This window comes from Pseudomonas sp. GM18, assembly GCF_000282195.1.
GTDB lineage: Bacteria > Pseudomonadota > Gammaproteobacteria > Pseudomonadales > Pseudomonadaceae > Aquipseudomonas.
In genome coordinates this window covers 1-23,274 of record NZ_AKJT01000092.1, presented here as the reverse complement: position 1 = coordinate 23,274, position 23,274 = coordinate 1, and the positions used below count along the sequence as shown (strand labels likewise).

General features: G+C 59.7%; 21 protein-coding genes. 13 read left to right on the top strand and 8 right to left on the bottom strand.

Annotation, left to right across the window (positions count from 1 at the left end; all coding sequences use genetic code 11):
- Positions 1-33: 33 nt before the first annotated feature.
- Genes znuB through zur form a run of 3 tightly spaced genes read right to left on the bottom strand, consistent with a single transcriptional unit; the run spans position 34 to position 2,082 of the window.
- Positions 34-822 carry a zinc ABC transporter permease subunit ZnuB gene (znuB, locus tag PMI21_RS05905; RefSeq protein ID WP_007940714.1) on the bottom strand — a complete coding sequence of 263 codons (789 nt, stop codon included), beginning with the start codon at positions 820-822 and terminating at the stop codon, positions 34-36.
- A complete protein-coding gene (znuC, locus tag PMI21_RS05910; RefSeq protein ID WP_007940713.1) occupies positions 815-1,600 on the bottom strand; it encodes a zinc ABC transporter ATP-binding protein ZnuC in 786 nt (261 codons plus the stop codon). The genes znuB and znuC overlap by 8 nt, the downstream gene beginning before the upstream one ends.
- The gene (gene zur / locus PMI21_RS05915; RefSeq protein WP_007940712.1) at positions 1,600-2,082 is read right to left on the bottom strand and encodes a zinc uptake transcriptional repressor Zur; all 483 of its coding nucleotides are present in this window, start codon (positions 2,080-2,082) and stop codon (positions 1,600-1,602) included. The genes znuC and zur overlap by 1 nt, the downstream gene beginning before the upstream one ends.
- A gap of 66 nt (positions 2,083-2,148) precedes the next feature.
- On the opposite strand from zur, the gene PMI21_RS05920 reads away from it, so the two are divergent.
- On the top strand, positions 2,149-3,069 hold the full coding sequence (locus PMI21_RS05920; RefSeq protein WP_007940711.1) for a zinc ABC transporter substrate-binding protein ZnuA: 921 nt from the start codon (positions 2,149-2,151) through the stop codon (positions 3,067-3,069).
- A 106-nt stretch (positions 3,070-3,175) separates the two neighbouring features.
- Here the strand turns inward: PMI21_RS05920 and PMI21_RS05925 are convergent, their stop codons facing one another.
- Both PMI21_RS05925 and PMI21_RS05930 read right to left on the bottom strand, forming a co-directional pair.
- The gene (locus PMI21_RS05925) at positions 3,176-4,126 is read right to left on the bottom strand and encodes a homoserine kinase (RefSeq protein WP_007940710.1); all 951 of its coding nucleotides are present in this window, start codon (positions 4,124-4,126) and stop codon (positions 3,176-3,178) included.
- Between the two features lie 61 nt (positions 4,127-4,187).
- Positions 4,188-4,475, bottom strand: coding sequence for a DUF2782 domain-containing protein (locus tag PMI21_RS05930; RefSeq protein ID WP_007940709.1), 288 nt, complete (start codon positions 4,473-4,475; stop codon positions 4,188-4,190).
- A 74-nt stretch (positions 4,476-4,549) separates the two neighbouring features.
- Here PMI21_RS05930 and polA point away from each other — a divergent pair, with 74 nt between their 5' ends.
- Positions 4,550-7,318: a DNA polymerase I gene (polA, locus tag PMI21_RS05935; RefSeq protein ID WP_007940708.1), complete on the top strand. Its 2,769-nt coding sequence runs from the start codon at positions 4,550-4,552 to the stop codon at positions 7,316-7,318.
- Between the two features lie 298 nt (positions 7,319-7,616).
- On the opposite strand, the gene yihA is transcribed toward polA, so the two are convergent.
- Positions 7,617-8,258 (bottom strand): ribosome biogenesis GTP-binding protein YihA/YsxC, encoded by a 642-nt coding sequence (yihA, locus tag PMI21_RS05940; protein WP_007940707.1) that lies wholly within the window; start codon positions 8,256-8,258, stop codon positions 7,617-7,619.
- A 191-nt stretch (positions 8,259-8,449) separates the two neighbouring features.
- Between yihA and PMI21_RS05945 the strand changes: the two genes are divergently transcribed.
- The 7 genes from PMI21_RS05945 (at position 8,450) to PMI21_RS05975 (ending at position 15,725) form a co-directional block, all read left to right on the top strand.
- The gene (locus PMI21_RS05945) at positions 8,450-8,740 is read left to right on the top strand and encodes a c-type cytochrome (RefSeq protein WP_003196231.1); all 291 of its coding nucleotides are present in this window, start codon (positions 8,450-8,452) and stop codon (positions 8,738-8,740) included.
- Between the two features lie 46 nt (positions 8,741-8,786).
- A complete protein-coding gene (locus tag PMI21_RS05950; RefSeq protein WP_007940706.1) occupies positions 8,787-9,398 on the top strand; it encodes a c-type cytochrome in 612 nt (203 codons plus the stop codon).
- 198 nt (positions 9,399-9,596) lie between these two features.
- Positions 9,597-10,238 carry a thiol:disulfide interchange protein DsbA/DsbL gene (locus PMI21_RS05955; protein WP_007940705.1) on the top strand — a complete coding sequence of 214 codons (642 nt, stop codon included), beginning with the start codon at positions 9,597-9,599 and terminating at the stop codon, positions 10,236-10,238.
- A gap of 14 nt (positions 10,239-10,252) precedes the next feature.
- Complete coding sequence (locus PMI21_RS05960; RefSeq protein ID WP_007940704.1) at positions 10,253-11,113, top strand: endonuclease/exonuclease/phosphatase family protein; 861 nt, start codon at positions 10,253-10,255, stop codon at positions 11,111-11,113.
- Positions 11,114-13,153, top strand: a complete 2,040-nt coding sequence (locus tag PMI21_RS05965; RefSeq protein ID WP_007940703.1) for a GGDEF domain-containing protein — start codon at positions 11,114-11,116, stop codon at positions 13,151-13,153. It abuts the gene before it with no gap.
- Between the two features lie 102 nt (positions 13,154-13,255).
- Entirely contained in the window at positions 13,256-14,035 is a 780-nt protein-coding gene (locus PMI21_RS05970; RefSeq protein ID WP_007940702.1) for an N-acetylmuramoyl-L-alanine amidase, read from the top strand.
- 73 nt (positions 14,036-14,108) lie between these two features.
- A complete protein-coding gene (locus tag PMI21_RS05975) occupies positions 14,109-15,725 on the top strand; it encodes an EAL domain-containing protein (RefSeq protein WP_007940701.1) in 1,617 nt (538 codons plus the stop codon).
- 12 nt (positions 15,726-15,737) lie between these two features.
- On the opposite strand, the gene PMI21_RS05980 is transcribed toward PMI21_RS05975, so the two are convergent.
- Both PMI21_RS05980 and algB read right to left on the bottom strand, forming a co-directional pair.
- Positions 15,738-17,528 (bottom strand): KinB sensor domain-containing domain, encoded by a 1,791-nt coding sequence (locus PMI21_RS05980; RefSeq protein ID WP_007940700.1) that lies wholly within the window; start codon positions 17,526-17,528, stop codon positions 15,738-15,740.
- Between the two features lie 10 nt (positions 17,529-17,538).
- Complete coding sequence (algB, locus tag PMI21_RS05985; protein WP_007940699.1) at positions 17,539-18,885, bottom strand: sigma-54-dependent response regulator transcription factor AlgB; 1,347 nt, start codon at positions 18,883-18,885, stop codon at positions 17,539-17,541.
- 439 nt (positions 18,886-19,324) lie between these two features.
- Here algB and PMI21_RS05990 point away from each other — a divergent pair, with 439 nt between their 5' ends.
- The 4 genes from PMI21_RS05990 (at position 19,325) to PMI21_RS06005 (ending at position 23,246) form a co-directional block, all read left to right on the top strand.
- Positions 19,325-19,618 (top strand): hypothetical protein, encoded by a 294-nt coding sequence (locus tag PMI21_RS05990; protein WP_007940698.1) that lies wholly within the window; start codon positions 19,325-19,327, stop codon positions 19,616-19,618.
- 81 nt (positions 19,619-19,699) lie between these two features.
- On the top strand, positions 19,700-19,864 hold the full coding sequence (locus PMI21_RS29165; RefSeq protein ID WP_003177151.1) for a DUF1328 domain-containing protein: 165 nt from the start codon (positions 19,700-19,702) through the stop codon (positions 19,862-19,864).
- Between the two features lie 716 nt (positions 19,865-20,580).
- Entirely contained in the window at positions 20,581-21,912 is a 1,332-nt protein-coding gene (gene gltP / locus PMI21_RS06000) for a glutamate/aspartate:proton symporter GltP (protein WP_007940697.1), read from the top strand.
- Between the two features lie 104 nt (positions 21,913-22,016).
- A complete protein-coding gene (locus PMI21_RS06005; protein WP_007940696.1) occupies positions 22,017-23,246 on the top strand; it encodes a nucleoside recognition domain-containing protein in 1,230 nt (409 codons plus the stop codon).
- Positions 23,247-23,274 lie beyond the last annotated feature (28 nt).

Below are 23,274 nucleotides of genomic sequence, written 5' to 3'. Positions count from 1 at the left end.
GCGACTCTCTATTTGCGCAAAAAACGAGCAAGTCTACACCCCTCGACGGGGCAGGACAAAACTCAGCAGAAACAGCACAGCGGCCGCCACCACAATCGACGGACCGGCCGGGGTGTCCTTGAACCAGGACAACGCCAGCCCGCCACACACCGCGAGCATGCCCAGCAGGCTCGCGCCCAGTGCCATCTGCTCCGGCGAGCGGGCGTGACGCTGTGCCGCAGCCGCCGGAATAATCAGTAACGAAGTAATCAGCAACACGCCGACGATTTTCATCGCCACCGCGATCACCACGGCGATCAGCAACATCAGAACCAGGCGCAACGCCGCCACCGGCAAACCTTCAACCCTGGCCAGTTCTTCGTGCACGGTGATCGCCAGCAAGGGGCGCCACAGTGTGACAAGCAATGCCAGCACCGCCGCGCTACCGCCGAGGATCCAGGCCAGATCGGTCGGGCTGATCGCCAACAGGTCGCCGAACAGATAGGCCATCAGGTCGATCCGCACTTCATGCATGAAGCTTAGTACCACCAGGCCCAGAGAGAGCGTGCTCGGTGCGAGAATCCCCAACAGCGTATCGGAGGCCAATGGCTGCCGTTGTTGCAGCGTCACCAGCAACACCGCCAGCAACAGGCAGCCTACGGTGACAGCCACAGTCGGGCTGACATCCAGCAGAAAGCCCAGCGCCACGCCAAGCAATGCGGCGTGGGACAGGGTGTCGCCGAAATAAGCCATGCGCCGCCAGACCACGAACGAACCCAGCGGGCCCGCGACCAGCGCCAGGGCCAGACCTGCAAGCAGGGCGAAGAGCAGAAAATCAGCCATGCTTGCAGCTATCTCCATGAACGTGGGTATGGGCCGACGGGGTCGCGATGACCACCGAGCCATGCAGGTCGTGAGCGTGGTCGTGATGATGGTGATAAATCGCCAGGCTTTGTGCGTTCTTTCCGAACAGTTCGACGAACGCGGGATCGCCGCTGACCTGCTCGGGATGCCCGGAGCAGCAGACGTGGCGATTCAGGCACACCACCTGGTCGGTGGTGCTCATCACCAGATGCAAATCGTGAGAGACCATCAATACGCCGCAACCATGACGGTCGCGCAGACGTGTGATCAGGCTATAGAGCTCGGCTTGACCGGCCACGTCGACGCCTTGCACCGGCTCATCGAGCACCAGCAATTCCGGCTCGCGCAGCAATGCCCTCGCCAGCAGCACCCGCTGCATTTCGCCACCGGAAACACTTTGCACCGGGCTGTCGATCACCTGCTCGGCGCCGACTTCCTTGAGCGCTGCCAAGGCCCGGGCGCGGTCCACGCCAGGGACCAGACGCAAGAAACGCAGCACCGACAGCGGCAGGGTTGGATCGACATGGAGTTTTTGCGGCATGTAACCGACGCGCAACTTCGGCTTGCGCCAGACGCTGCCGCTGTCCGGCTTCAACAGACCGAGCACCGCGCGCACCAGCGTGGTTTTACCGGCGCCATTGGGGCCGATCAGGGTCACGATCTGCCCCGGCTCGACGCTCAGTTCGATGTTATCCAGCACGTTTTGCCCGGCAAAAGTGACGGCCACCTGCTCAAGACGAATCAGCGCATTGCTCATCAAGCCCCCTGGCAACCCGAGCAGAGACCGATGACTTCAACGGTCTGGGCCTCGACGATAAATCCGACGTCCTTGGCGCTGCCGATGATCGCCTCGCTGATGGACTTCTGTTCGAGCTCGATGGCGGCGTGGCATTGGCGGCAAATCAGGAACTGCCCTTGGTGAGCGTGTTCCGGGTGATTGCAGCCGACGAAGGCGTTCAGTGAGGAGATGCGGTGTACCAGGCCGTTTTCCAAGAGGAAATCCAGCGCGCGGTACACGGTCGGCGGCGCAGCGCGGCGGCCGTCCTGCTCGCTGAGCACCGCCAGAATGTCGTAGGCACCCAGCGGTTTGTGGCTTTGCCATACCAGTTCCAGCACCCGCCGGCGCAAAGCGGTCAGGCGTAGCCCCTGACGTGCGCACAAGGCATCGGCCTCAGACAATGCGCTATGGACGCAATGAGAGTGGTCGTGGGGACGGCTGGCAATCGGTGTTTTCGGCATGAGCGGCGACGAGTGTTGTGAGAGACGTTATTATGTTACCCGTTCTCGCCTCTTCGAGTGGTCATCGTGTCCCGACTTTTTTCTATCTTTGTCGCATTTGTCGCAAGTTTTCTGCTGATCGGTTCAGCCCAGGCCGAAGTCAAAGTCCTTACCAGCATCAAGCCGCTGCAGCTGATTGCTGCTGCGGTGCAAGAGGGTGTGGCGATTCCGGAGGTGTTGCTGCCACCCGGGGCTTCGCCGCATAACTATGCCTTGCGCCCATCCGACGTACGGAAGGTGCAGTCGGTGGACCTGGTTTACTGGATCGGCCCGGACATGGAGGGTTTCCTGCCTCGCGTACTGAAAGGTCGTACGCTGCCCAGCGTCGCGGTGCAGGATTTGCCTGGCCTGAAACTGCGACGTTTCGCCGAAGACAGCCACTCCCACGCCGAAGAAGCCGATGAGCATGACCACGATCATCGCCCCGGCAGCCTGGATGCGCACTTGTGGTTGTCACCGATCAACGCCCGAGTGATCGCCAGCAAAATGGCTGCCGATCTGAGTGCAGCTGATCCGGCTAACGCAGCGCGCTATCAGAGCAACCTCAAAGCCTTCGATGAGCGCCTGGATGCCTTGGACCTACGCCTGAAGGCTCGCCTGGCAGGGATCGCGAACAAGCCTTACTTCGTGTTCCACGAAGCGTTCGACTACTTCGAAGACGCCTACGGCCTCAAACACGCCGGCGTATTCAGTGTCGCAGCCGAAGTGCAGCCCGGTGCCCAGCACGTCGCGGCGATGCGTACGCGGTTGCAGGAAGTCGGCAAGACTTGCGTGTTCAGCGAACCTCCGCTGCGCCCACGCCTGGCAGAGACCCTGGTGGCCGGGCTGCCGGTAAAACTGGCGGAGCTGGATGCGCTGGGCGGGTACACGCCAGCGACCGCTCAGGGGTATGAGCAGATGCTGGAAAAGCTGGGGAATGATTTGGCCGGGTGTCTGGAGTCGTTGTAACTCCAACATCGGTGTCGCGCCCATCGCGGGCAAGTCGGATCGCCGCACCGCCGCTCCCACAAGGATCACCGCGAACCCTTTGGGAGCGGGCTTGCCCGCGATGCTTTTAGAGGGCGAAAGGCAACGGCGTGTCGACCTTCTGCCGCTGCGCCAACCGCAGCTGAAACTCCATCGGATCGTGAATCAACACGTCCTGCCCGGCGAAAGACTCCGCCGCAATCAACCGCGACAACCAGAACCGCACGCACGCCACGCGCAGCATGGTTGGCCACAGCTCCGCTTCGGCAGCGGTGAACGGTCGCAGCGCGGCATAAGCGCCCAGCAATGCCCGCGCCCGCACACCATCGATCTGCCCTTGCTCGTCCGAACACCAGTCGTTCAAGGCAATTGCCACGTCATAGAGCATCGGCCCTGAACAGGCGTTGTAGAAGTCGATCAACCCGGTCAGGTGCGTGCCTTCGAACATCGCGTTGTCGCGGAACAGATCCGCATGGATGTTGGCACGCGGCAGCGCCAGAATTTTCGTCTTTTGCCGGGTGATTTCTTCCAGGGCCCGTTGCAGCAAATCGCTTTGCTCGGCGTTCAGGTGCGAGAGGAACTGCGTGCCCTCTTCCAGCATCCAGTCCAGGCCGCGATCGGTTTTACGCTTGATCATGTTGGCCTGGGTCGCCAGGTGCAGGTGAGCCAGCAGCTCGCCGACCTGAGCGCAATGCTGCGCGTTGGCGTCCTTGATGTGCTTGCCCGCCAGACGTGGCTGCAACAGCGCAGGTTTACCGGCCAGTTCGCGCAACGCAACGCCGTCGGTGGTGCGCAGGGCATAAGGCACCGGCAGGTTGGCGTCGTGCAGCACGTCGAGCAGTTCGATGAAGAACGGCATCTCCTGCACCGGACCGCGCTCGACCAGGGTCAGGACAAACTCACCCTGCTCCAGACTGATAAAGAAATTGGTGTTTTCGCTACCGGCGGCGATCCCCTGGAAATCAAGCAGGCGGCCGAGCCCGTAAGGGGCGAGAAAGGTTTCCAGCTCGGGCCGAGCCAGGGGGGTGAACACAGACATGGTTAAAACTGCCAGTACGGGCGCCGCTGCACAGCAAGCGCCGATTAAAGTTAAGAACCGCTTACCACTTAAAGATTTCCCACGCAGGAATCAGCATATCCGGTTGATCCGAGCGAATGAAGTTACCGTCCGAGCCGTCAGCACGCACCAGAAAATATGGTTTGCCGACCTTTGGCGTCACCTTGATGGCGTACAAAAAGCCGTTCTGCCGATATTCCTGAATGGTTTTATCGCCTTCCGTGCGGATAGTGACTTGCGGTTCTGCTGATGGCGCATCATCCGCCGCCATCGCTGCCAATGGAGTGATTGCAAAGAAGCCAGCCAGCAACAAGCGATTTAGTGTGCGCATGATAACCTTGTCCCTTTGTCGTCAACGGTCCCGCTATTCTAGCGCCGGACCCGCCGAAAAGGTTGATCCTGCTCATGAGCCAAGCCCCCCTCGTCCTGGTGGACGGTTCTTCTTACCTGTACCGCGCTTTTCATGCGCTGCCACCGCTGACCACGTCCAAAGGCCTGCCGACCGGTGCGGTCAAGGGCGTATTGAACATGCTCAAGAGTCTGCGCAAGCAGTACCCGGACAGCCCGTTCGCCGTGGTGTTCGACGCCAAGGGCGGGACATTCCGCGACGAGATGTTCGCCGAATACAAGGCCAACCGTCCGAGCATGCCTGACGATATGCGGGTCCAGATCGAACCGCTGCACGCCAGCGTCAAGGCCTTGGGCTTTCCATTGCTGTGCGTGGACAACGTCGAAGCGGACGATGTCATCGGCACCCTGGCCCGCAGCAGCGCGGCCGCCGACCGCCCGGTGGTGATTTCCACCGGCGACAAGGACATGGCGCAACTGGTCGACGGGCACATTACCTTGGTCAATACGATGACCGGTAGCGCGCTGGACGTGGAAGGCGTGAAGGAGAAATTCGGCGTCGCTCCCGAGCAGATCATCGATTATCTGGCGTTGATGGGCGATTCGTCCGACAACATCCCGGGCGTTCCGGGTATTGGTCCGAAGACCGCTTCCGGCCTGCTGGTTGGCGTGAACGGCGGCCTGACCGAGCTTTATGCGCAGCTCGATATCGTCCCGACCCTGCCGATTCGCGGCGCCAAGACCCTGCCGGCCAAGCTCGAAGAGCATAAGGAAATGGCCTTTCTTTCTTATCGATTGGCAACCATCAAGATCGACGTGCCGCTGGACATCGGCCTCGACGATCTGCAGATGGGCCCACCGGATCACGACAAGCTTGCCGAGCTCTATTCCCTGCTGGAGTTCAAGAGCTGGTTCGAAGAGAACCAGCGCGACGCCAAGCGCTCGGGTCAGGACATTGTCGAGGTCGCCCAGGAGCAGCCGGGTGCCACCGAAGCGAAATACGAAACCATCCTCGACCAGAAGCGCTTCGAGGCCTGGCTGGACAAGCTCGACAAGGCGCCACTGATCGCCTTCGTCACCGAAAACAACGGCAGCGATGCCCAACACTCGCAACTGGTGGGCCTGTCGTTTTCTGTCGCGCCCAACGAAGCAGCCTACATTCCGCTGACCCATTCCTACATGGGCGTGCCAGAGCAACTGGATCGCGACACCGTGCTGCTGGCGTTGAAACCGCTGCTGGAAAACCCGAATAAACTGAAAGTCGGCCAGCACGCCAAGTTCGACACCAATATCCTCGCCAATTGCGCCATCGGTGGCGATCAGAGCAACGGGATTACTGTTCAGGGTGTTGCCTACGACACCATGCTCGAGTCTTACGTACTGGATTCGACGGCCACCCGCCACGACATGGACAGCCTGGCGCTCAAATACCTGGGCCAAAGCAAGACCGACATTCAGGAGATCGCGGGCAAAGGCGTCAAACAGCTGACCTTCGACCAGATTTCCCTTGAACTGGCAGGCCCCTATGCCGCCGAAGACGCCGACGTCACCTTCCGCCTGCATCTGGCCTTGCAGGAAAAACTGGCCGCGACGCCAAGCCTGGTCAAAGTGCTCAACGGGATTGAAATGCCGCTGATGCCGGTCCTGGCCCGTATCGAGCGCCAGGGCGCGCTCGTGGACGCCAACCTGCTGGGCATCCAGAGCGTCGAGCTGGGCGAGAAACTGGTCGCCCTTGAGCGTGAGGCCTTTGCCATTGCAGGTGAAGAATTCAACCTCGGCTCGCCGAAGCAACTGGGCGTGATCCTCTACGAAAAGCTCGGTTTGCCTGTACTCAGCAAAACCGCCAAGGGTCAGGCTTCGACTGCCGAAGCCGTGTTGGCCGAGCTGGCCGAACAGGACTACCCGCTACCCAAGGTGCTGATGCAGTACCGCTCGCTGAGCAAGCTCAAAAGCACCTACACCGACCGTTTGCCAGAGCAGATCAACGCTCGCACCGGGCGCATTCATACGTCTTACCAGCAAGCCGTCGCAGCCACCGGGCGTCTGTCGTCCATCGACCCGAACCTGCAGAACATTCCGATTCGCACCGCCGAAGGTCGCCGGATTCGTCAGGCGTTCGTCGCGCCGAAAGGCTACAAGCTGCTGGCCGCGGACTACTCGCAAATCGAACTGCGGATCATGGCGCACCTGGCCAAGGACGAAGGCTTGCTGCATGCCTTCCGCAACAACCTCGATGTCCACCGGGCCACGGCCGCAGAAGTGTTTGGCGTCGAGCTGGGCGCGGTTACCAACGATCAGCGTCGTAGCGCGAAAGCCATCAACTTCGGCCTGATCTACGGCATGAGTGCGTTTGGCCTGGCCAAGCAGATCGGCGTTGACCGCAAACAGTCCCAGGCCTACATCGACCGTTATTTCGCCCGTTATCCCGGCGTGCTGGAATACATGGAGCGCACGCGCGCCCAGGCCGCCGAGCAAGGCTTCGTCGAAACCATCTTCGGTCGTCGCCTGTACTTGCCGGAAATCAACGCGAAAAACCAGGCCCTGCGCAAAGCTGCCGAGCGCACGGCGATCAACGCCCCGATGCAAGGCACCGCGGCGGACATCATCAAGAAAGCCATGGTGGCGGTGGACAACTGGCTGACATCGTCTGGCCTGGACGCCAAAGTCATCCTGCAGGTGCACGATGAATTGGTGCTCGAGGTGCGTGAGGACCTGGTCGACCAGGTACGCGAGGAGATTCGCGTGCACATGAGCAACGCCGCACAACTGGACGTACCGCTTCTGGTCGAGGTGGGCGTAGGCAACAACTGGGATGAGGCGCACTGAGCCGCCTGAAAGGACGTTTGTGCTGCGGCCTGTTGCCGCAGCACATGACGAAGGGCTATAGAGCGGAAAATGACGACGATTATTTCCAATGGTTTTTGAAAATAGTCTGAACTAAATCCGCGAACCGCCACTCAGAGATACTGAATGGCTGGTGAAGCCCTTCGATGCTCCTATGTTGTGTTAAGTGTTGGCAGATATCTGGACCCCGCCCTAGCGGTCCGGAACTTGAACCCCGGAACTTCTCCCTCCCCATATGAAGTCCGGGGTTTTTTTTGCCTGCCGATTTGTCTCGAGAGCCTTACTCGGCAGCCTCGGCGCCTTTGTCCGCCAACTCCATCCAGTCCGCCAGTACGGTGTAGGCTTCTTCCAGCCCCATGCGTTTGGGGGCCGAAAACAGCTGGATAGTGATCGTATCGCCCCATCCCTTGCGAATTTCCGATTGAACCTTGAGCAGCGTGTTTTTCGCCGCGCCATAGGTCAGCTTGTCGGCCTTGGTCAGCAGAATATGCATCGGCATGCCGCTGGCAACGGCCCAATCGAGCATCAACAGGTCGAAGTCGGTCATTGGATGACGGATGTCCATCATCAGAATCAGACCTTTCAAACTCTCGCGACCACCCAGATAGGCTTCCAGGTGACGCTGCCAGTGCATCTTCAACGGGATCGGCACTTTTGCGTAACCGTAACCTGGCAGGTCGACCAGACGGCGTTCATCGTCTAGCTTGAAGAAGTTCAACAGCTGTGTGCGACCCGGTGTTTTCGAGGTCCGCGCCAGGCTGGCGTGCGTCAGAGTATTCAACGCGCTGGACTTGCCGGCGTTGGAACGCCCGGCGAAGGCCACTTCAAAGCCTTCGTCGTCGGGACATTGGTCGACTTTGGCAGCGCTGAGCATAAAGGTGGACTGTTGGCACAGGCCGAGGATGGGATTCTTGAGTTGCATGGGATTTCCGATGTGGGCGGCGCCGGGAATGGACGCGGCAAGCAGTGTCGTTTCCGTTTCAGTGACGCCAGTATATAATGCCGCAGATTTTGTGTGCGCTTTGTCCCAGCGTAGGATGAAGTTCACGAGAGCGACTGACATTGATTGCGCACTAGAACGCAGCACGCTCTCAACCCTGAAAAGGTCGTTTTATGACGAAATGGCTGCTAGCTGCCGGTGTCTTGATGCCGCTTTACAGCGCTCAGGCTACACAGGATCCGGAAGCTGTGTACAACCGTGTTTGTGGTGCCTGTCATTCCGGCCAACTACCCATGGCGCCCCGCAAGGGCGATCAGGAAGCTTGGACGCCGAGGTTGGCGAAAGGTATGGAGACGCTGGTGCAACACGTGACCCAGGGTTTCAAGGCGATGCCGCCGCGTGGTTTGTGCATGGACTGCAGTGCCGAGGATTACCGAGCCATCATCCAGTGGATGAGTGAGTAAACCCGGTCCATAACTCTTTAACCCTTAGCCGTAGTTGGATTAGCTGATGAACAAATTGATCGTGAGTCTGCTGTTGACCGTGGGGATCTCCGGTATTGCCCATGCTGCAGGTGATGCGACTGCTGGTCAGGCGAAAGCCGCAGTATGTGGCGCCTGTCATGGCCCGGATGGCAATAGCATGGCGCCTAACTTTCCGAAACTGGCAGGCCAGGGCGAGCGTTATCTGAACAAGCAGCTGCACGACATCAAGTCCGGCAAACGCACGGTACTGGAAATGACCGGCCTGCTGACCAACCTGAGCGATCAGGACCTGGCTGATATCTCTGCCTACTTTGCCAGCCAGAAAGGCAGCGTCGGTGCCGCCGACCCGAAAATCGTGGCTCGCGGTGAAGCGCTGTTCCGTGGTGGCGACCTGGCCAAAGGGCTGCCAGCCTGCACCGGCTGCCACTCGCCTAATGGCGCAGGCAACGCAGCCGCCGGCTTCCCGCACTTGGGCGGCCAGCATGCCCAGTACGTCGGCAAGCAACTGACCGAATTCAGGAAAGAAGAAGGCGGCCGGACCAACGACGGCGATACCAAACCGATGCAAAGCATCGCTAAAAAGCTGAGCGACGAAGATATCGCCGCCGTCTCCAGCTATATTCAAGGCTTGCACTAAGGCCTGTGATCGAGCGTTGTGAGAGATGTACATCTCTTGCAACGTTAACACTCGATTAATCCGTCGATGCAAACATAAAAAGGGTAGCTTTGGCTGCCCTTTTTTGTGGCCGCTGCCGTTACACTACAGAACTCAAGCCCGCCGGAATCTGTCTTAAGACAGGTCGCGCGAGGCGCCCCAATTGTCCAGGAGTAAAGCATGCGTAATCTGATCATCAGCGCCGCACTCGTCGCTGCCAGCCTGTTCGGCATGACTGCCCAAGCCGCCGAAAAACCTGAAGCGCCCTATGTCGAACTGAGCAACCCGGTCCCGGTGGCCGAGCCTGGCAAGATCGAAGTCGTGGAGCTGTTCTGGTACGGCTGCCCGCACTGCTATGCCTTCGAACCCGTCATTAACCCATGGGTTGAAAAGCTCCCTTCCGACGTGAATTTCGTGCGTATCCCGGCCATGTTTGGCGGCCCTTGGGATGCACACGGCCAGATGTTCCTGACGCTTGAGGCCATGGGTGTCGAGAGCAAGGTTCACGCTGCGGTGTTCAACGCAATCCAGAAAGAACACAAGAAGCTGACTGACAAAGAAGACATGGCGGACTTCCTGGCGACCCAAGGTGTAGACAAGGACAAATTCCTGGCCACCTTCGACTCCTTCGCCATCAAGGGCCAGATCAACAAAGCCAAAGAGCTTGCCAAGAAATATGAAATCTCCGGCGTGCCTACCATGATCGTCAATGGCAAGTATCGCTTTGACATCGGCTCTGCCGGTGGTGCCGAACAAGCGCTGAAACTGGCCGACCAACTGGTCGCCAAAGAGCGAGCGGCAACCAAGGCCGTTGCCAACTAAGCGCGGCACCCGCCATGCGCCGCTGGGGAACTGAACGCATCGTTGGCCTGCACGACCCGCGGGTCAACGAGCATCACCTGGAGTCGACGGGGTTGCCCGTGGACAGCCGTCTGCGTTTGCTCAGTTTCAATATCCAGGTCGGCATCAGTACCGAGCGTTATCGGCACTATCTGACCCGCGGTTGGCAGCATCTGTTGCCCCATACCGGGCGTGCCGACAACCTGCAAAAAATCGGCAATCTGCTGGGCGACTTCGATCTGGTCGCCTTGCAGGAAGCCGATGGCGGCAGCCTGCGATCGGGCTACGTCAATCAGGTCGAACACCTGGCGCAGCTCGGCGCCTTCCCTTATTGGTATCAACAACTCAATCGCAATCTCGGTCATCTCGGCCAGCACAGCAATGGCGTGCTCAGCCGCCTGCGCCCATGGGCGATCGAGGATCATCCGCTGCCGGGGCCCAAGGGCCGCGGGGCTATTCTGGTGCGCTTCGGTGAAGGTCCGGAGGCGCTCGTGGTGGTGATGATGCACCTGGCGCTGGGCGCTCGCGCCCGTAGCATGCAACTGGCTTACATCCGCGAGTTGATCGGTGGTTATAAGCACCAGGTGCTGATGGGCGATATGAATACCCATGCCGGTGACTTGCTGCAACATTCCCCGCTGCGTGATTTAGGCCTGCTCGCGCCGCAGATGGAAGCGACCTTTCCCAGCTGGCGCCCACAGCGCTGCCTGGACCACATTCTGCTCAGCCCCACCCTGACGCTTGAAAAGGTCGAGGTGCTGGCACAACCCATTTCCGATCACCTGCCGGTCGCGGTAGAGATTCGTCTGCCGGGCTCGCTCACGGCCGATGCATTCCCCGCGTTGAGTCCTGCCTGAATGAGCGACGAAACACAGCGCTGGAAAGAGAAATACCTCAAAAGCATCGAACAACAGGAAAAGCTCGAACGTCGATGGGACGCCCGGCTCGACCTGCTGCGTCGCGGGCTGGTGCGCAGCACCCTGGCTGCCGAAGGCACCGATCGTGCCGTTGACCAATGCATGAAGGAAATGCGCGAAGTCGTACGTACCGACGACATGGACGCCGGCCTGGCAGCCTTGCTGCCGCGCCTGGAAAAAGCCGTGCTCGACTCCGAGCAGCGCCGGGAAACCCGGGTCGATCAAGTCAGCGCCGCACTGACGGCGCTGGTCTCTCAGCTGCAAGCATTGCCGCTGCCACGGGAAGTGAGCCGGCCACTGAAGAGTTTCGCCAAACAGCTGGACGGCCGCGTCGGCCAGGCTCGCGAAATCCCGTTGCTGCTCAGTGAACTGAGCGGCTTGCAAGGCAAAGCCTTGAGTCTGCTGGAGAACCCTGTAGAACCGGGTCGCCCGGGTTTGCTGCAGCGCCTGTTTGGTAGCCGGGATGCCGACGAGGCTGCGCCACAGATCGCCGCCCCTGAGTTGCACATGCCTGTCCCGCAATCTGTCGAACCGGTCGCCGCACCACTGACCGAGCCCCCACACGCGACGGTCAATCTCGCGCCAGCCGCCAACAAACCGCAAGGGGTAATACCAACCGTAGAAGCCGCCCTGCCCGCCGCTGCGCGCCCTGAACCAGTGGACACTCCGGCGCCGACAGCAACAACGGCCCCCATAGCTGAAGTCGTGGCGTTCGTCCCGCCCGTCCTGGAGCCAGAGGCCACGAGCAGCCAGGCCCCAGAGCCACAAACCCAGCCGAACCTCGAACAACTGCAAGAGCCGGTTCCATCGAGCGCCGTACCGGCCACCCAGGCTCCGCCGGCAATCAACCCGGATGAACTGATCCCGGAGGCCAGCGATCCGCAAACGCCAGAGCACGACATTCTGTATGCCCTGCCAGACTCGCCGGAACCGTCCTACAGCTCTGTGGCCAAGCACATCGAAGACACCTTGCTGGGCCTTCTCGACGACCTGACGCTGCCCGAGCGCCATCGACCGCAAGCCGAAGCGATGCGTAATCGTCTTCAAAACGGCTTGAACTGGTACGAACTGCTGCCAATCCTCGATGACCTGGCAACATTGATGCTGGCCATTACCGACAGCGGCCAACACGAGTTCGAAGCCTATCTGCAGCGACTCAACGAACGCCTCGAGTCATTTCAGAGCAACCTGCAAGCGGCCAGCGAAGGCCACGCCGACAACCGCTCTGCCGCGCGGGAGATGGACACGCAGATTCGCGAGCAAGTCGACGGTCTGCAAAGCAGCATGCATGAGGCGGCGGACCTCGACGACCTCAAGCACGTGCTGGAAAACCATCTCGAAGGCCTGCTCGGCACCATGGACCAGCACCAGAAGCAACGCGACGAGCGTGAGCAGGAAGTCGCGGCTCGCCTGCAAAGCCTGGCTGAAAGGGTGGCCCACATGGAGCAGGAAGCGCTGGGCTACCGCGAGCATCTCGAAGAGCAGCGCCAGAAGGCGCTGATCGATCCGTTGACCGGTTTGCCGAATCGAGCGGCCTGGAGCGAACGGCTGGACCACGAAATCAGTCAATGGCAACAACACGGCAACACCCTGTTGCTGGCGATGCTCGACCTCGACCATTTCAAACGCATCAACGACAACTACGGCCATCTGGCGGGCGACAAGGTGCTGAAAATCATCGCCAGTGTGCTGCGCAAGCGTCTACGCGGGACGGACTTCATTGCCAGGTTTGGCGGTGAGGAGTTTGTGCTGTTGATGCCTGCCACGGCGCCGATGGTCGGCGCGAAACTACTGGAAACCTTGCGCGCATCGATCGAAGCTTGCCCGTTCCACTTCAAGGGCGAGCGAGTCACTATCACCATTTCCATGGGACTGACCGCCTTCAGACCGGGCGAGCATAGCGACCTGGTGCTTAAAAGAGCCGATCAGGCGCTATATCGCGCGAAAAATACCGGCCGCAATCGGATAGAACTGGGCTGACAGTTAATTGTTCCATTTTGTTTAAAGGCGCGCTTTTGCGGTCGGCGCGCAAGGCAATACGTTACACTGTTGCATTATTGTCTCGCGTGTAATGCCTCCACCATGAAATTTCTTGCTCTTATTGCTTCGCTGCTTGTATTAGCCGGTTGCGCCAGCGGTCCCCGGATTGACACCAGCCACCCGTCGGTCAATCACGACAGCCGTATTCAGTTCGTGGTGATGCATTACACCTCCGCATCCCTGGAGGACTCGCTGCAATTGCTGACCCATGGCGAGGTCAGCAGCCATTACCTGATCGGCGACGACGAGCACGCCACCATCTATAAGCTGATGGATGAAAATCTTCGGGCCTGGCACGCCGGCGAAAGCCAATGGCAAGGCCGGACCTGGCTGAATTCCAGTTCCATTGGCATTGAAATCGTCAATCCGGGCTTCCAGGACACCCCGACCGGGCGCCTTTGGTATCCCTACAGCGAAGCCCAGATTCAATCGATGATCTTTCTGCTCAAGGACATCAGCAAGCGTCAGGGCATCAGCCCTCGCCATATCATCGGCCATAGCGACATCGCCCCTATGCGCAAGCTCGACCCCGGCCCGCTGTTCCCCTGGAAACGCCTGGCGGCCGAAGGTCTGGGAATCTGGCCGAACGAGCAGGCCGTGGCGCGTCAGCAAGCGCAGTTCGCCGTGCAGCTGCCAAGCATCAGCTGGTTTCAGGCACAACTTGCCCGCCTGGGCTACGCCACGCCACAAACCGGCGAACTGGATGTAGCGACACGCAATGTGCTGGCGGCTTTTCAGCTGCATTTTCGTCCGTCCCGTTTCGACGGCACGCCGGACGCGCAAACCGCGGCGCTTCTCCAGGTGTTGAATCAGACAAAATAATGACGCCCGCCCGACGGTCAGGGCCTTTTCCCAATCAGCAGCTATAACTCATTGGTAATCCTTCGGATATTCCATGATGACGGCTGCTCGAGAGAGGCTGCGTAGCTGGTTCTATCGCCCTTGGTTTCTGGCGACGCTGGCGGCTGCCTTGAGTGCAACGCTGCTGATGACCGGCAGTCTGTTCATTGCGATGCATCAGGTCGAGGACAACGAAAGCCAGGAGATGAACGCCCAGGGGGAGCGCTTTCTGGTCCGTCTGGAGCAGCTGTTCGGGCAACTGCGCGAAAGCCTCGACGACCTGGAAGCCCAACCGCTGCGGGGCTGCGATGATGAAATGATCGCCACATTGCAGCAGGTCAGCTTCAATTACCGCTTCGTTTACGAAGCTGCTTACATGGATGCTTCAGGAATCTGCTCCAACCGCCCCCGCCAGGAAGGGCTGTCGGTGATCCGGCCACCGGACATCAAGGGCCCCACCTACAGCTATTGGTTGAACACCACCACCGAACCCGATGAGAACCGCGCCGCTCTGATGCTGGGGCGTGGCAATTTCCGGGTGGCTACATCCCGTGGGCATTTGACCGACATGGTTGATCTGTCTCCGGGGAGCAGCCTGCTGGTGGTGCTCGACCATGACACCCGCGCGATTCCCGTGCTCGGTGCCGAGCAGGAGTGGCCCCCGACGCAACCCTGGCCCCCGAAAAGCCACGATGCACTGCAAGTCACCCCTACCCACCTGATTTACCGAATGCCGACCAACACTCCCGAGTACCAACTGGTGCTGATCACACCGCGTACCGGGATGCATGTGCCGGCCGTTTGGTGGTGGCTGCTTCCGGCCAGCCTCGCGCTAAGTGCCTGCGTAGGCATTCTGGTGTTTCTGCTGGTGCGCCAGCGTCAATCACTGGATGCCGAACTGCACGGTGCGATACAGCGAGGCGAATTGCAGGTGTTGTATCAACCGATCTTCGACCTCGACAGTCGCAACTGTGTCGGGGCCGAAGCCCTGCTGCGCTGGCGAAGGCCGGACGGCACCCTGACCAGCCCCGATCTGTTCATACCGATGGCAGAGAACACCGGCCAGATCCGCCAGATGACTGACTTCGTATTGCAGCGCCTGCTGGAACAGCTCGGGCAACTGTTGCGCGCCAATCCGCAGCTGTACATCTCGGTCAACCTGGCCGCCTGCGACGTCATGGTGCCGCGTATCGGTCAGGTGATGGCGCGCCTGCTGGCCTTGCACCGGGTAGCCGCCAGACAGATTGCCTTTGAGGTGACCGAGCGCGGACTGGTGGATGTCGTGGTGGCCAGAGAAAACCTGCAAGCCTTGCGCGATGTCGGGCATCAGGTGCTGATCGATGACTTCGGTACCGGCTATTGCAGCCTCGCCTACCTGCAAACCCTGCCGGTGGACTGCCTGAAAATCGACAAGGCATTTATCGACGCGCTGGGCCATGACGCCGCCAGCAGCGGCGTGGCACCGCACATCATTCGCATGGCCCAGGCCCTGCAACTCAAGGTGATTGCAGAAGGTATCGAACATGAAGCCCAAGCGGTGTTTCTGAGCGGCGAAGGGGTGAAGTTCGGTCAGGGTTGGCTGTTCGCCCACGCATTAAGCGCTGTGCAATTCATCGAATTGATTACCCGTGGCCGCCGACAGTCAACGCGGCGTCTGGATGACGAAGCCTGAGAGGGTTCAGGCTTATACCGTCAGCGCCATGTAGAACTGCGAACCCTGCCCTGGCCGTGAATACACGCCCATCCGCCCACCGTGCAACTGCACGATTTCCTTGCACAGCGCCAGACCGAGCCCAGCGCCGCCCTTCTTGCGGCCGACCTGAACAAAGGGCTCGAATATCCTCCCCTGCTGGCTGTAGGCAATGCCTTCGCCATTGTCTTCGACACTGATAATCACCCGCTCCCCATGACGTCGGGCCTGCAAACGTATCAACCCGTCGCGGAAGGTATGGCGCAAGGCGTTGTCGATCAGGTTATCGAGCACCCGCTCCAGTTGCGCCTGATCGGCTTGCAGCCGCGGCAACTCGCCCTGCACTTCCACCAACAGCTCAATGCCCCTCTCCTGTGCCGGGCCGGCAAAGCGCGCCTGGGCCTGCTCCAGCAAATCCTCGATGGAGCACGGCGCCAGGGTGAGTTTTTGCAGGCCGTTCTGATAGCGAGAGAAATTCAGCAGGTCGTTGATCAACTGCATCAAGCGCTGCATTTCTTCATTCACGGTGTTCAGCAAGTCGGCCTCACGGGAGTCCTCGGCAAAATGCGCCCGCTCGCGGAACAGGCCGAATGCCATGTGCATCCCGGTGACCGGCGTGCGCAACTCATGGGAAGCACGCAAGACGAACTCGCTGCGCACCCGTTCGAAGGCACGTTGTTCGGTGACGTCATGCAACACCATCACGGCGCCGAGAATATGACCTTGGGTATGGCTGACCGGGGTCAGGCTATACGTCAGCAATCGCGACTCCCCGTCGACCTCGATGCTCAGGTCGTCTGGCACTCGCTCCAGAGTGCCGCCGCGCAGCACCAGATGCAGCTGTTCATCCAGTTCGGGACGCTCAAGTGCCGTGCCCAGCCCTTGGCCGAGACGCTCGGTGTCCCAGCCTAGCTGGCGCTGAGCCACCGGGTTGAGGTGCTCGAGATGACCTTGACGATCAATGATCAGCAAACCGTCGTCGATGCTATCGAGCACCGCTTGCAAACGCTGCTGTCCGGCGAGCAGCTCGTCGATATTAGTGGCTTGGTGCTGTCGCAGGGCCTCGGCCATGAGTCCGAAGCGTCGGGTCAGCTGGTTCATTTCCACCGCGGAGGAAATCGGCAGAGTCACTTCGAAATTGCCTTGGCCGATGTTGTCAGCGGCCGCCGCCAGGGCCTCGATCGGAGCCCCGAAACGCTGGGCGATCGCATGGGCGGTAATGAACCCGATGAACAGCACCCCCACCCCGACCAACCCGAGCAGGCCGGCAATCAGCAACGCCCGCTCCCGGGCCTGGCGTTCGGTCTCGTTGACGTTATCCAGCGCGCGCTTCTGTTCGGTGATCAAGCCGTTGCGCAGCGTGTTGAATTTTTCCGTGAGATCCCCGCCCCCAGTGAGCACCTGTGCCGTATCGCGGGAAAGATCGTAGGCCTGCAGAAAGCTCTGGTAATCAGCCTTGGCCTTTTTGAACCCGTACTGGGCGCCCTCGCTGGACGGCTCGTGAGCAATGCCTTCATCGAGCAATTCGAGGTAATGCTGTCTGGATGCCTCGAACGCCGCGGGATCAGGCTTCTCGCCGAGCATGATGATCAGTTGATCACCCAGGGTCTGGCGCAGCTTCAATCCCAGATCCAGCCTGACGAAGTTGTCACGGATCAGGGCCTCCTGTGTACCGGCCATCTGCATCACGCTGACCAGCCCGAGCAACAGCCCGAGCAGCGCCACTGTGATCAGAGCTGAAATACTCAGGAACAGCCGGGTGCGCAACGTCATCGCCAGTTTCATCGGGTGCGGCTCACAAGTTGTACTGCTTGCGCTTGCGGTACAAGGTCGAGGCGTCGATACCCAGGGTCTTCGCTGCCTGATCCAGGGTGTCGGCGGTGGCAAGGACCGCGCCGATGTGGGCTTTCTCCAACTCATCCAGGCTCAACGCGGCGCCAATGCGTGGCGTATTGTTGGTCGGAGCTTCGGCCATGCCCAAGTGGCTGATCTCGACCCGCTCCTGTGGACAAATGATGCTCGCCCGTTCCACCACGTTGCGCAGCTCGCGGATATTGCCGGGCCAGCGGTAGCTGAGCAGCGCCTCGCGGGCCTCGTCGCTGAAACACCGGGCCGGACGCGAGTACTCCTTGACGAAGCGCGCCAGGAAACGGTCTGCCAGGTTCAGAATGTCTTCCCTGCGTTCGCGAAGGGGCGGCAGGTGCAAAGTGATGACGTTCAGCCGATAGAGCAAGTCTTCACGAAAACGGCCGTCGCGAACCATGTCCTCAAGGTTGAGGTTGGTGGCCGCGAGGATTCGCACGTCGGCGCGACGGGTCACCGGGTCGCCCACTCGCTCGTATTCCTTATCCTGGATGAAACGCAACAACTTTGGCTGCAAGGTCAGGGGAAAATCGCCGATCTCGTCGAGAAACAACGTTCCGCCATCAGCTTGATTGACACGCCCCAAGGTGCTTTCGCTGGCACCGGTGAACGCGCCACGGCTGTGGCCGAAGAGTTCACTGTCCATTAATTCCGCCGTCAGGGACGGGCAGTTGATGGTGACGCAGGATTTCTTCTGGCGTTTGCTCCAGCCATGAATGGCCTGTGCCAGCTCACCTTTACCGGTACCGGACTCTCCGAGGATCAGAATGTTGGCGTCCGTACTGGCAACCTGGCGTGCGGTTTCAAGCACCACTTTCATCGCCGGGCTGTGGGAGTCCAGCCCCTCCTTGGGTTTACGCACTTCACCTTCGAGGGCTTCCAGGCGTGCCGAGAGTTGCCGCACTTCCAGCTGTTTGGCGGTGGCCAGACGTAACTGATCGGGGCTGCAAGGTTTGACCAGATAGTCGGCGGCACCGGCCTGAATCGCATCCACGGCAGTGTCCACGGCCGAGTGAGCGGTGACGATCACTACACGCATCCAGGGCGCCTGAATCCGCATCTGGGCCAGCACATCAAGGCCATTGTCTTCACCCAGGCGCAAATCGAGGAAGCACAGATCGAAAACCTGACGCTGCAACAGGGCTTCGGCCTGAGCAGCGCTGGTCGCAGTGGCCACGCTGTAGCCTTCGTCTTCGAGGCAATAGCGAAAGGTTCGAAGGATGGCGGACTCATCGTCCACCAGCAGAATGCGGCCTTGATGCTCAGTGGCTGATTCCATGTTCCTACGCTCCTTTAATAGTGTTCTTGGTTAGTCCCGGAAAAATCGGGCAAGTTGCATGATTGATTCTGGTCGATTCCAGCCACAACAGGCGATCTATCTACTCAAAGTGCAGTTAATACGCTGATTTATTTGAATTTTTATTAACAGACCATTCTTTCAGTGATTGCCTGCATCCCTTTCTGACATCTGCGCCCTCCCCGCAATTCCAAAAATATTGGAAGGGCCTGCGAACTCATCGTGCATTACGCACGACCGCAAACGGATCATCGTGCAGGATGCGTCCAAAACGATTTCTACAAAGACAATAACTTATTGATTTTTATCTATTTTATTCTTTATCAAAGCTGGCATGCAGGCTGCAATGGTCTAGGTAATCAGGGCATTTAATGAACCGGCGCCCGCCAAAGATCACTACCCGTATGGGAGGAACTTCAGGATGAATCGCCAAAGTGCCGCCCAATTGCGTCTCTCGCCACTGCATGTCCAGCAAGGCTTGTTTGCCCTACTGGCATTGTTGATCACCTTGATTGGCGGCCAGCAGTACATGCGTTGGGAGCAGAGCCAGCAGCCAGAGGTGCCACACCTGTCGATAGCACACACACCCCAAACCCACTTCAGCGCCGTCAGCAGCAACCTGGCTGATGCTGACAACGCCTCAATGCGAATGATGGGCGTCGACCAGGCCCGGCCAGTGGATGAGATGCCCTATCAGGAACGTTGGGTGTTTTAAGCAAACGAACTTGGCGCGCTCAACGCGCCGGGAAAGGCACCACAAGCAACATCCTTAAATAGAAGCGTAAGGAGAATCACCATGTTGAGCTGGGCAATCACATTCCTGATCATTGCCATCATCGCTGCAGTATTGGGCTTCGGTGGTATCGCGGGCACCGCCACGGGTATCGCCAAGATTCTCTTTGTCGTATTCCTGGTGATGTTCATTGCTTCGTTCTTCTTTGGCCGTCGCGGTCGAGGTTGATGGCGCGACTGAAGAAAGATCATGCGGGTATTGAGTTTGAAACACGAAAGAGGCTTGGCGCTTCTTTCCACTGCGCTACCCGAGGACGGTAGACGCATGACCAAGGGGTCGGGACGTTCTGACTACTTCAGGGTCGGAGTGACCTACGGGTACAGGGAGTACCCGCGCAAGGGCCGGGTCAGGTAAAGCTGCGACGCAAGTTCGTCAGCCCAGAGTGGCTCGACGGACTTGCGGAGAGCTTCAACGTGCAAAACGTTGATCTAGAGCATTCTGCTCATCTGTTCTTGCTGCATATTCCCCGCAAAACCGTTTCGCGGTATTTCTTCGTGACCGTATATCGAGAAAGCCCCGACTTTCTCGAGAAGAAAATTCGCGATCAGACGTAGGCATTTTCCCAAATTCTCACCGTTTCAAAAAACATCAACCTGCGCTGAAATGGCCGGTTCACGGCACTTATGCCCGCCGAAATGTCGTATTCGAACCGGCTGGGACGCGGGTTTCAGTTGAAAAATCTCATGCCGATTCGGCATAGGGTAGGCGTTTACGGCATTAGACGGCGCTTCCCCGCATCGGAATAGTTGCGCCTTTTTCGCTGCCTGAGAGCCGTAAATGCTCGCTCGCAGGGACCTTATACGGGGGACGATGCAAAACTTCTTCGCCATTGAGCGTTGCAGTTCATGCATCGGCCTGAGTCAAACGCAAGTAAGGGTAAAGATATGAAGAAGGCAAAGCTTAGCCTCGCCTGGCAGATCCTCATCGGTCTGGTTCTGGGGATAGCAATAGGTGCACTGCTCAACCACTTCAGTGCCGAAAAGGCCTGGTGGATCAGCAACGTCCTGCAACCGGCAGGCGATATCTTTATCCGTCTGATCAAGATGATCGTGATCCCGATCGTGATTTCCTCGCTGATCGTCGGCATCGCTGGCGTTGGGGACGCGAAAAAGCTCGGGCGTATCGGTCTGAAGACCATCATTTACTTCGAGATCGTCACCACCATCGCCATTCTGGTCGGTCTGGTGCTGGCCAACGTGGTCCATCCGGGCAGCGGCATCGACATGAGCACCCTGGGTACCGTGGATATTTCCAAGTACCAGGCCACCGCCGCCGAGGTTCAGCATGAACACGCGTTCGTTCAGACCATCCTCAACCTGATCCCGTCGAACATCTTTGCTGCCATGACCCGCGGCGAGATGCTGCCGATCATCTTCTTCTCCGTGTTGTTCGGCCTCGGTCTGTCGAGCCTGCAATCGGACCTGCGCGAACCGCTGGTGAAGATGTTCCAGGGCGTGTCGGAAAGCATGTTCAAAGTCACCCACATGATCATGAACTACGCCCCGATCGGCGTGTTCGCACTGATCGCGGTGACCGTAGCCAACTTCGGCTTCGCCTCCCTGCTGCCGCTGGCCAAGCTGGTCGTCCTGGTTTACTTCGCCGTTGCCTTCTTCGCCTTCGTGGTGTTGGGCCTGATCGCTCGCCTGTTCGGCTTCTCGGTGATAAAGCTGATGCGCATCTTCAAGGATGAGCTGGTTCTGGCCTACTCCACCGCCAGTTCCGAAACCGTGCTGCCGCGCGTGATCGAGAAGATGGAAGCCTACGGCGCGCCGAAAGCCATTTGCAGCTTCGTGGTACCGACCGGCTACTCGTTCAACCTCGACGGCTCGACCCTGTACCAGAGCATCGCGGCGATCTTCATTGCCCAGCTGTACGGCATCGACCTGTCGATCAGCCAGCAACTGCTGCTGGTGCTGACCCTGATGGTCACCTCCAAAGGCATCGCCGGCGTACCGGGCGTGTCCTTCGTGGTGCTGCTGGCCACCCTGGGCAGCGTCGGTATTCCGCTGGAAGGCCTGGCGTTCATCGCCGGTGTCGACCGCATCATGGACATGGCCCGTACCGCGCTGAACGTGATCGGCAACGCCCTCGCCGTGCTGGTCATCGCGCGTTGGGAAGGCATGTACGACGACGCCAAGGGCCAGCGCTACTGGAACTCCCTGCCGCACTGGCGCAGCAAGGAAAAGCTGCCGGTTGGTGAAACTTCCAGCAACTAACACCCGCTCCCACAAGAGCCCCAAACAAACCCCGGAGAAATCCGGGGTTTGTCGTTTCTGCCCACCCCGCTATCATTCGCCGCATCTTCCGGGGGATTTGACTGATGCTTAATGGCCTGTGGCTTGGCTTCTTCATCGTGGCAGCCGTATCGGCGCTGGCGCAGTGGCTGATCGGCGGTAACGCCGGGATCTTTGCGGCAATGGTGGAAAGTATTTTCGCCATGGCCAAATTGTCGGTCGAGGTCATGGTCCTGTTGTTCGGCACCCTCACCCTCTGGCTGGGTTTTCTGCGAATTGCCGAGAAGGCCGGGATCGTCGAGTGGCTGGCCAAGGCGCTGGGCCCGTTGTTCCTGCGCCTGATGCCGGAAGTGCCGGCCGGTCATCCCGCCATCGGCCTGATCACCCTGAACTTCGCCGCCAACGGCCTGGGCCTGGACAACGCCGCCACACCGATCGGCCTCAAAGCCATGAAGGCGCTGCAAGAGCTCAACCCCAGTGCGACGATCGCCAGCAACGCGCAGATCCTCTTCCTGGTGCTCAACGCTTCCTCCCTGACCCTGCTGCCAGTGACGATCTTCATGTACCGCGCCCAGCAAGGTGCGCCCGATCCGACGCTGGTATTCCTGCCGATCCTGCTCGCCACCAGTTGCTCGACCATCGTCGGCTTCCTGACCGTAGCGTTCATGCAACGCCTGCGCATCTGGGACCCGGTGGTGCTGGCCTACCTGATTCCCGGCGCCCTCGCCCTCGGCGGCTTCATGGCACTGCTGGCGACGCTCTCGGCGACCGCGCTGGCGAGCCTGTCATCGGTCCTCGGCAACGTGACGCTGTTCGGCTTGATCATGTTGTTTCTGATCATCGGCGCGTTACGCAAGGTGAAGGTCTACGAAGCGTTCGTCGAAGGTGCAAAAGAAGGCTTCGACGTCGCCAAGAACCTGCTGCCATATCTGGTGGCGATGCTCTGCGCCGTGGGTGTGCTGCGAGCGTCCGGAGCGCTGGACTTCGGTCTGGACGGGATTCGTCACCTGGTGGAATGGGCCGGTTGGGACACGCGCTTTGTCGATGCCTTGCCGACCGCATTGGTCAAACCCTTTTCCGGCAGTGCCGCCCGGGCAATGCTGATCGAAACCATGAAGACCGAGGGGGTAGACAGCTTCCCGGCGCTGGTGGCGGCGACGATCCAGGGCAGTACCGAAACGACCTTCTATGTCTTGGCGGTATATTTCGGCGCGGTGGGCATCCAGCGCGCACGGCATGCGGTGGGCTGCGCACTGCTGGCGGAGCTTGGCGGGGTGCTGGGGGCCATCGGGGTTTGTTACTGGTTCTTCGGTTGAATCAAAGGATCGCAGCCTTCGGCAGCTC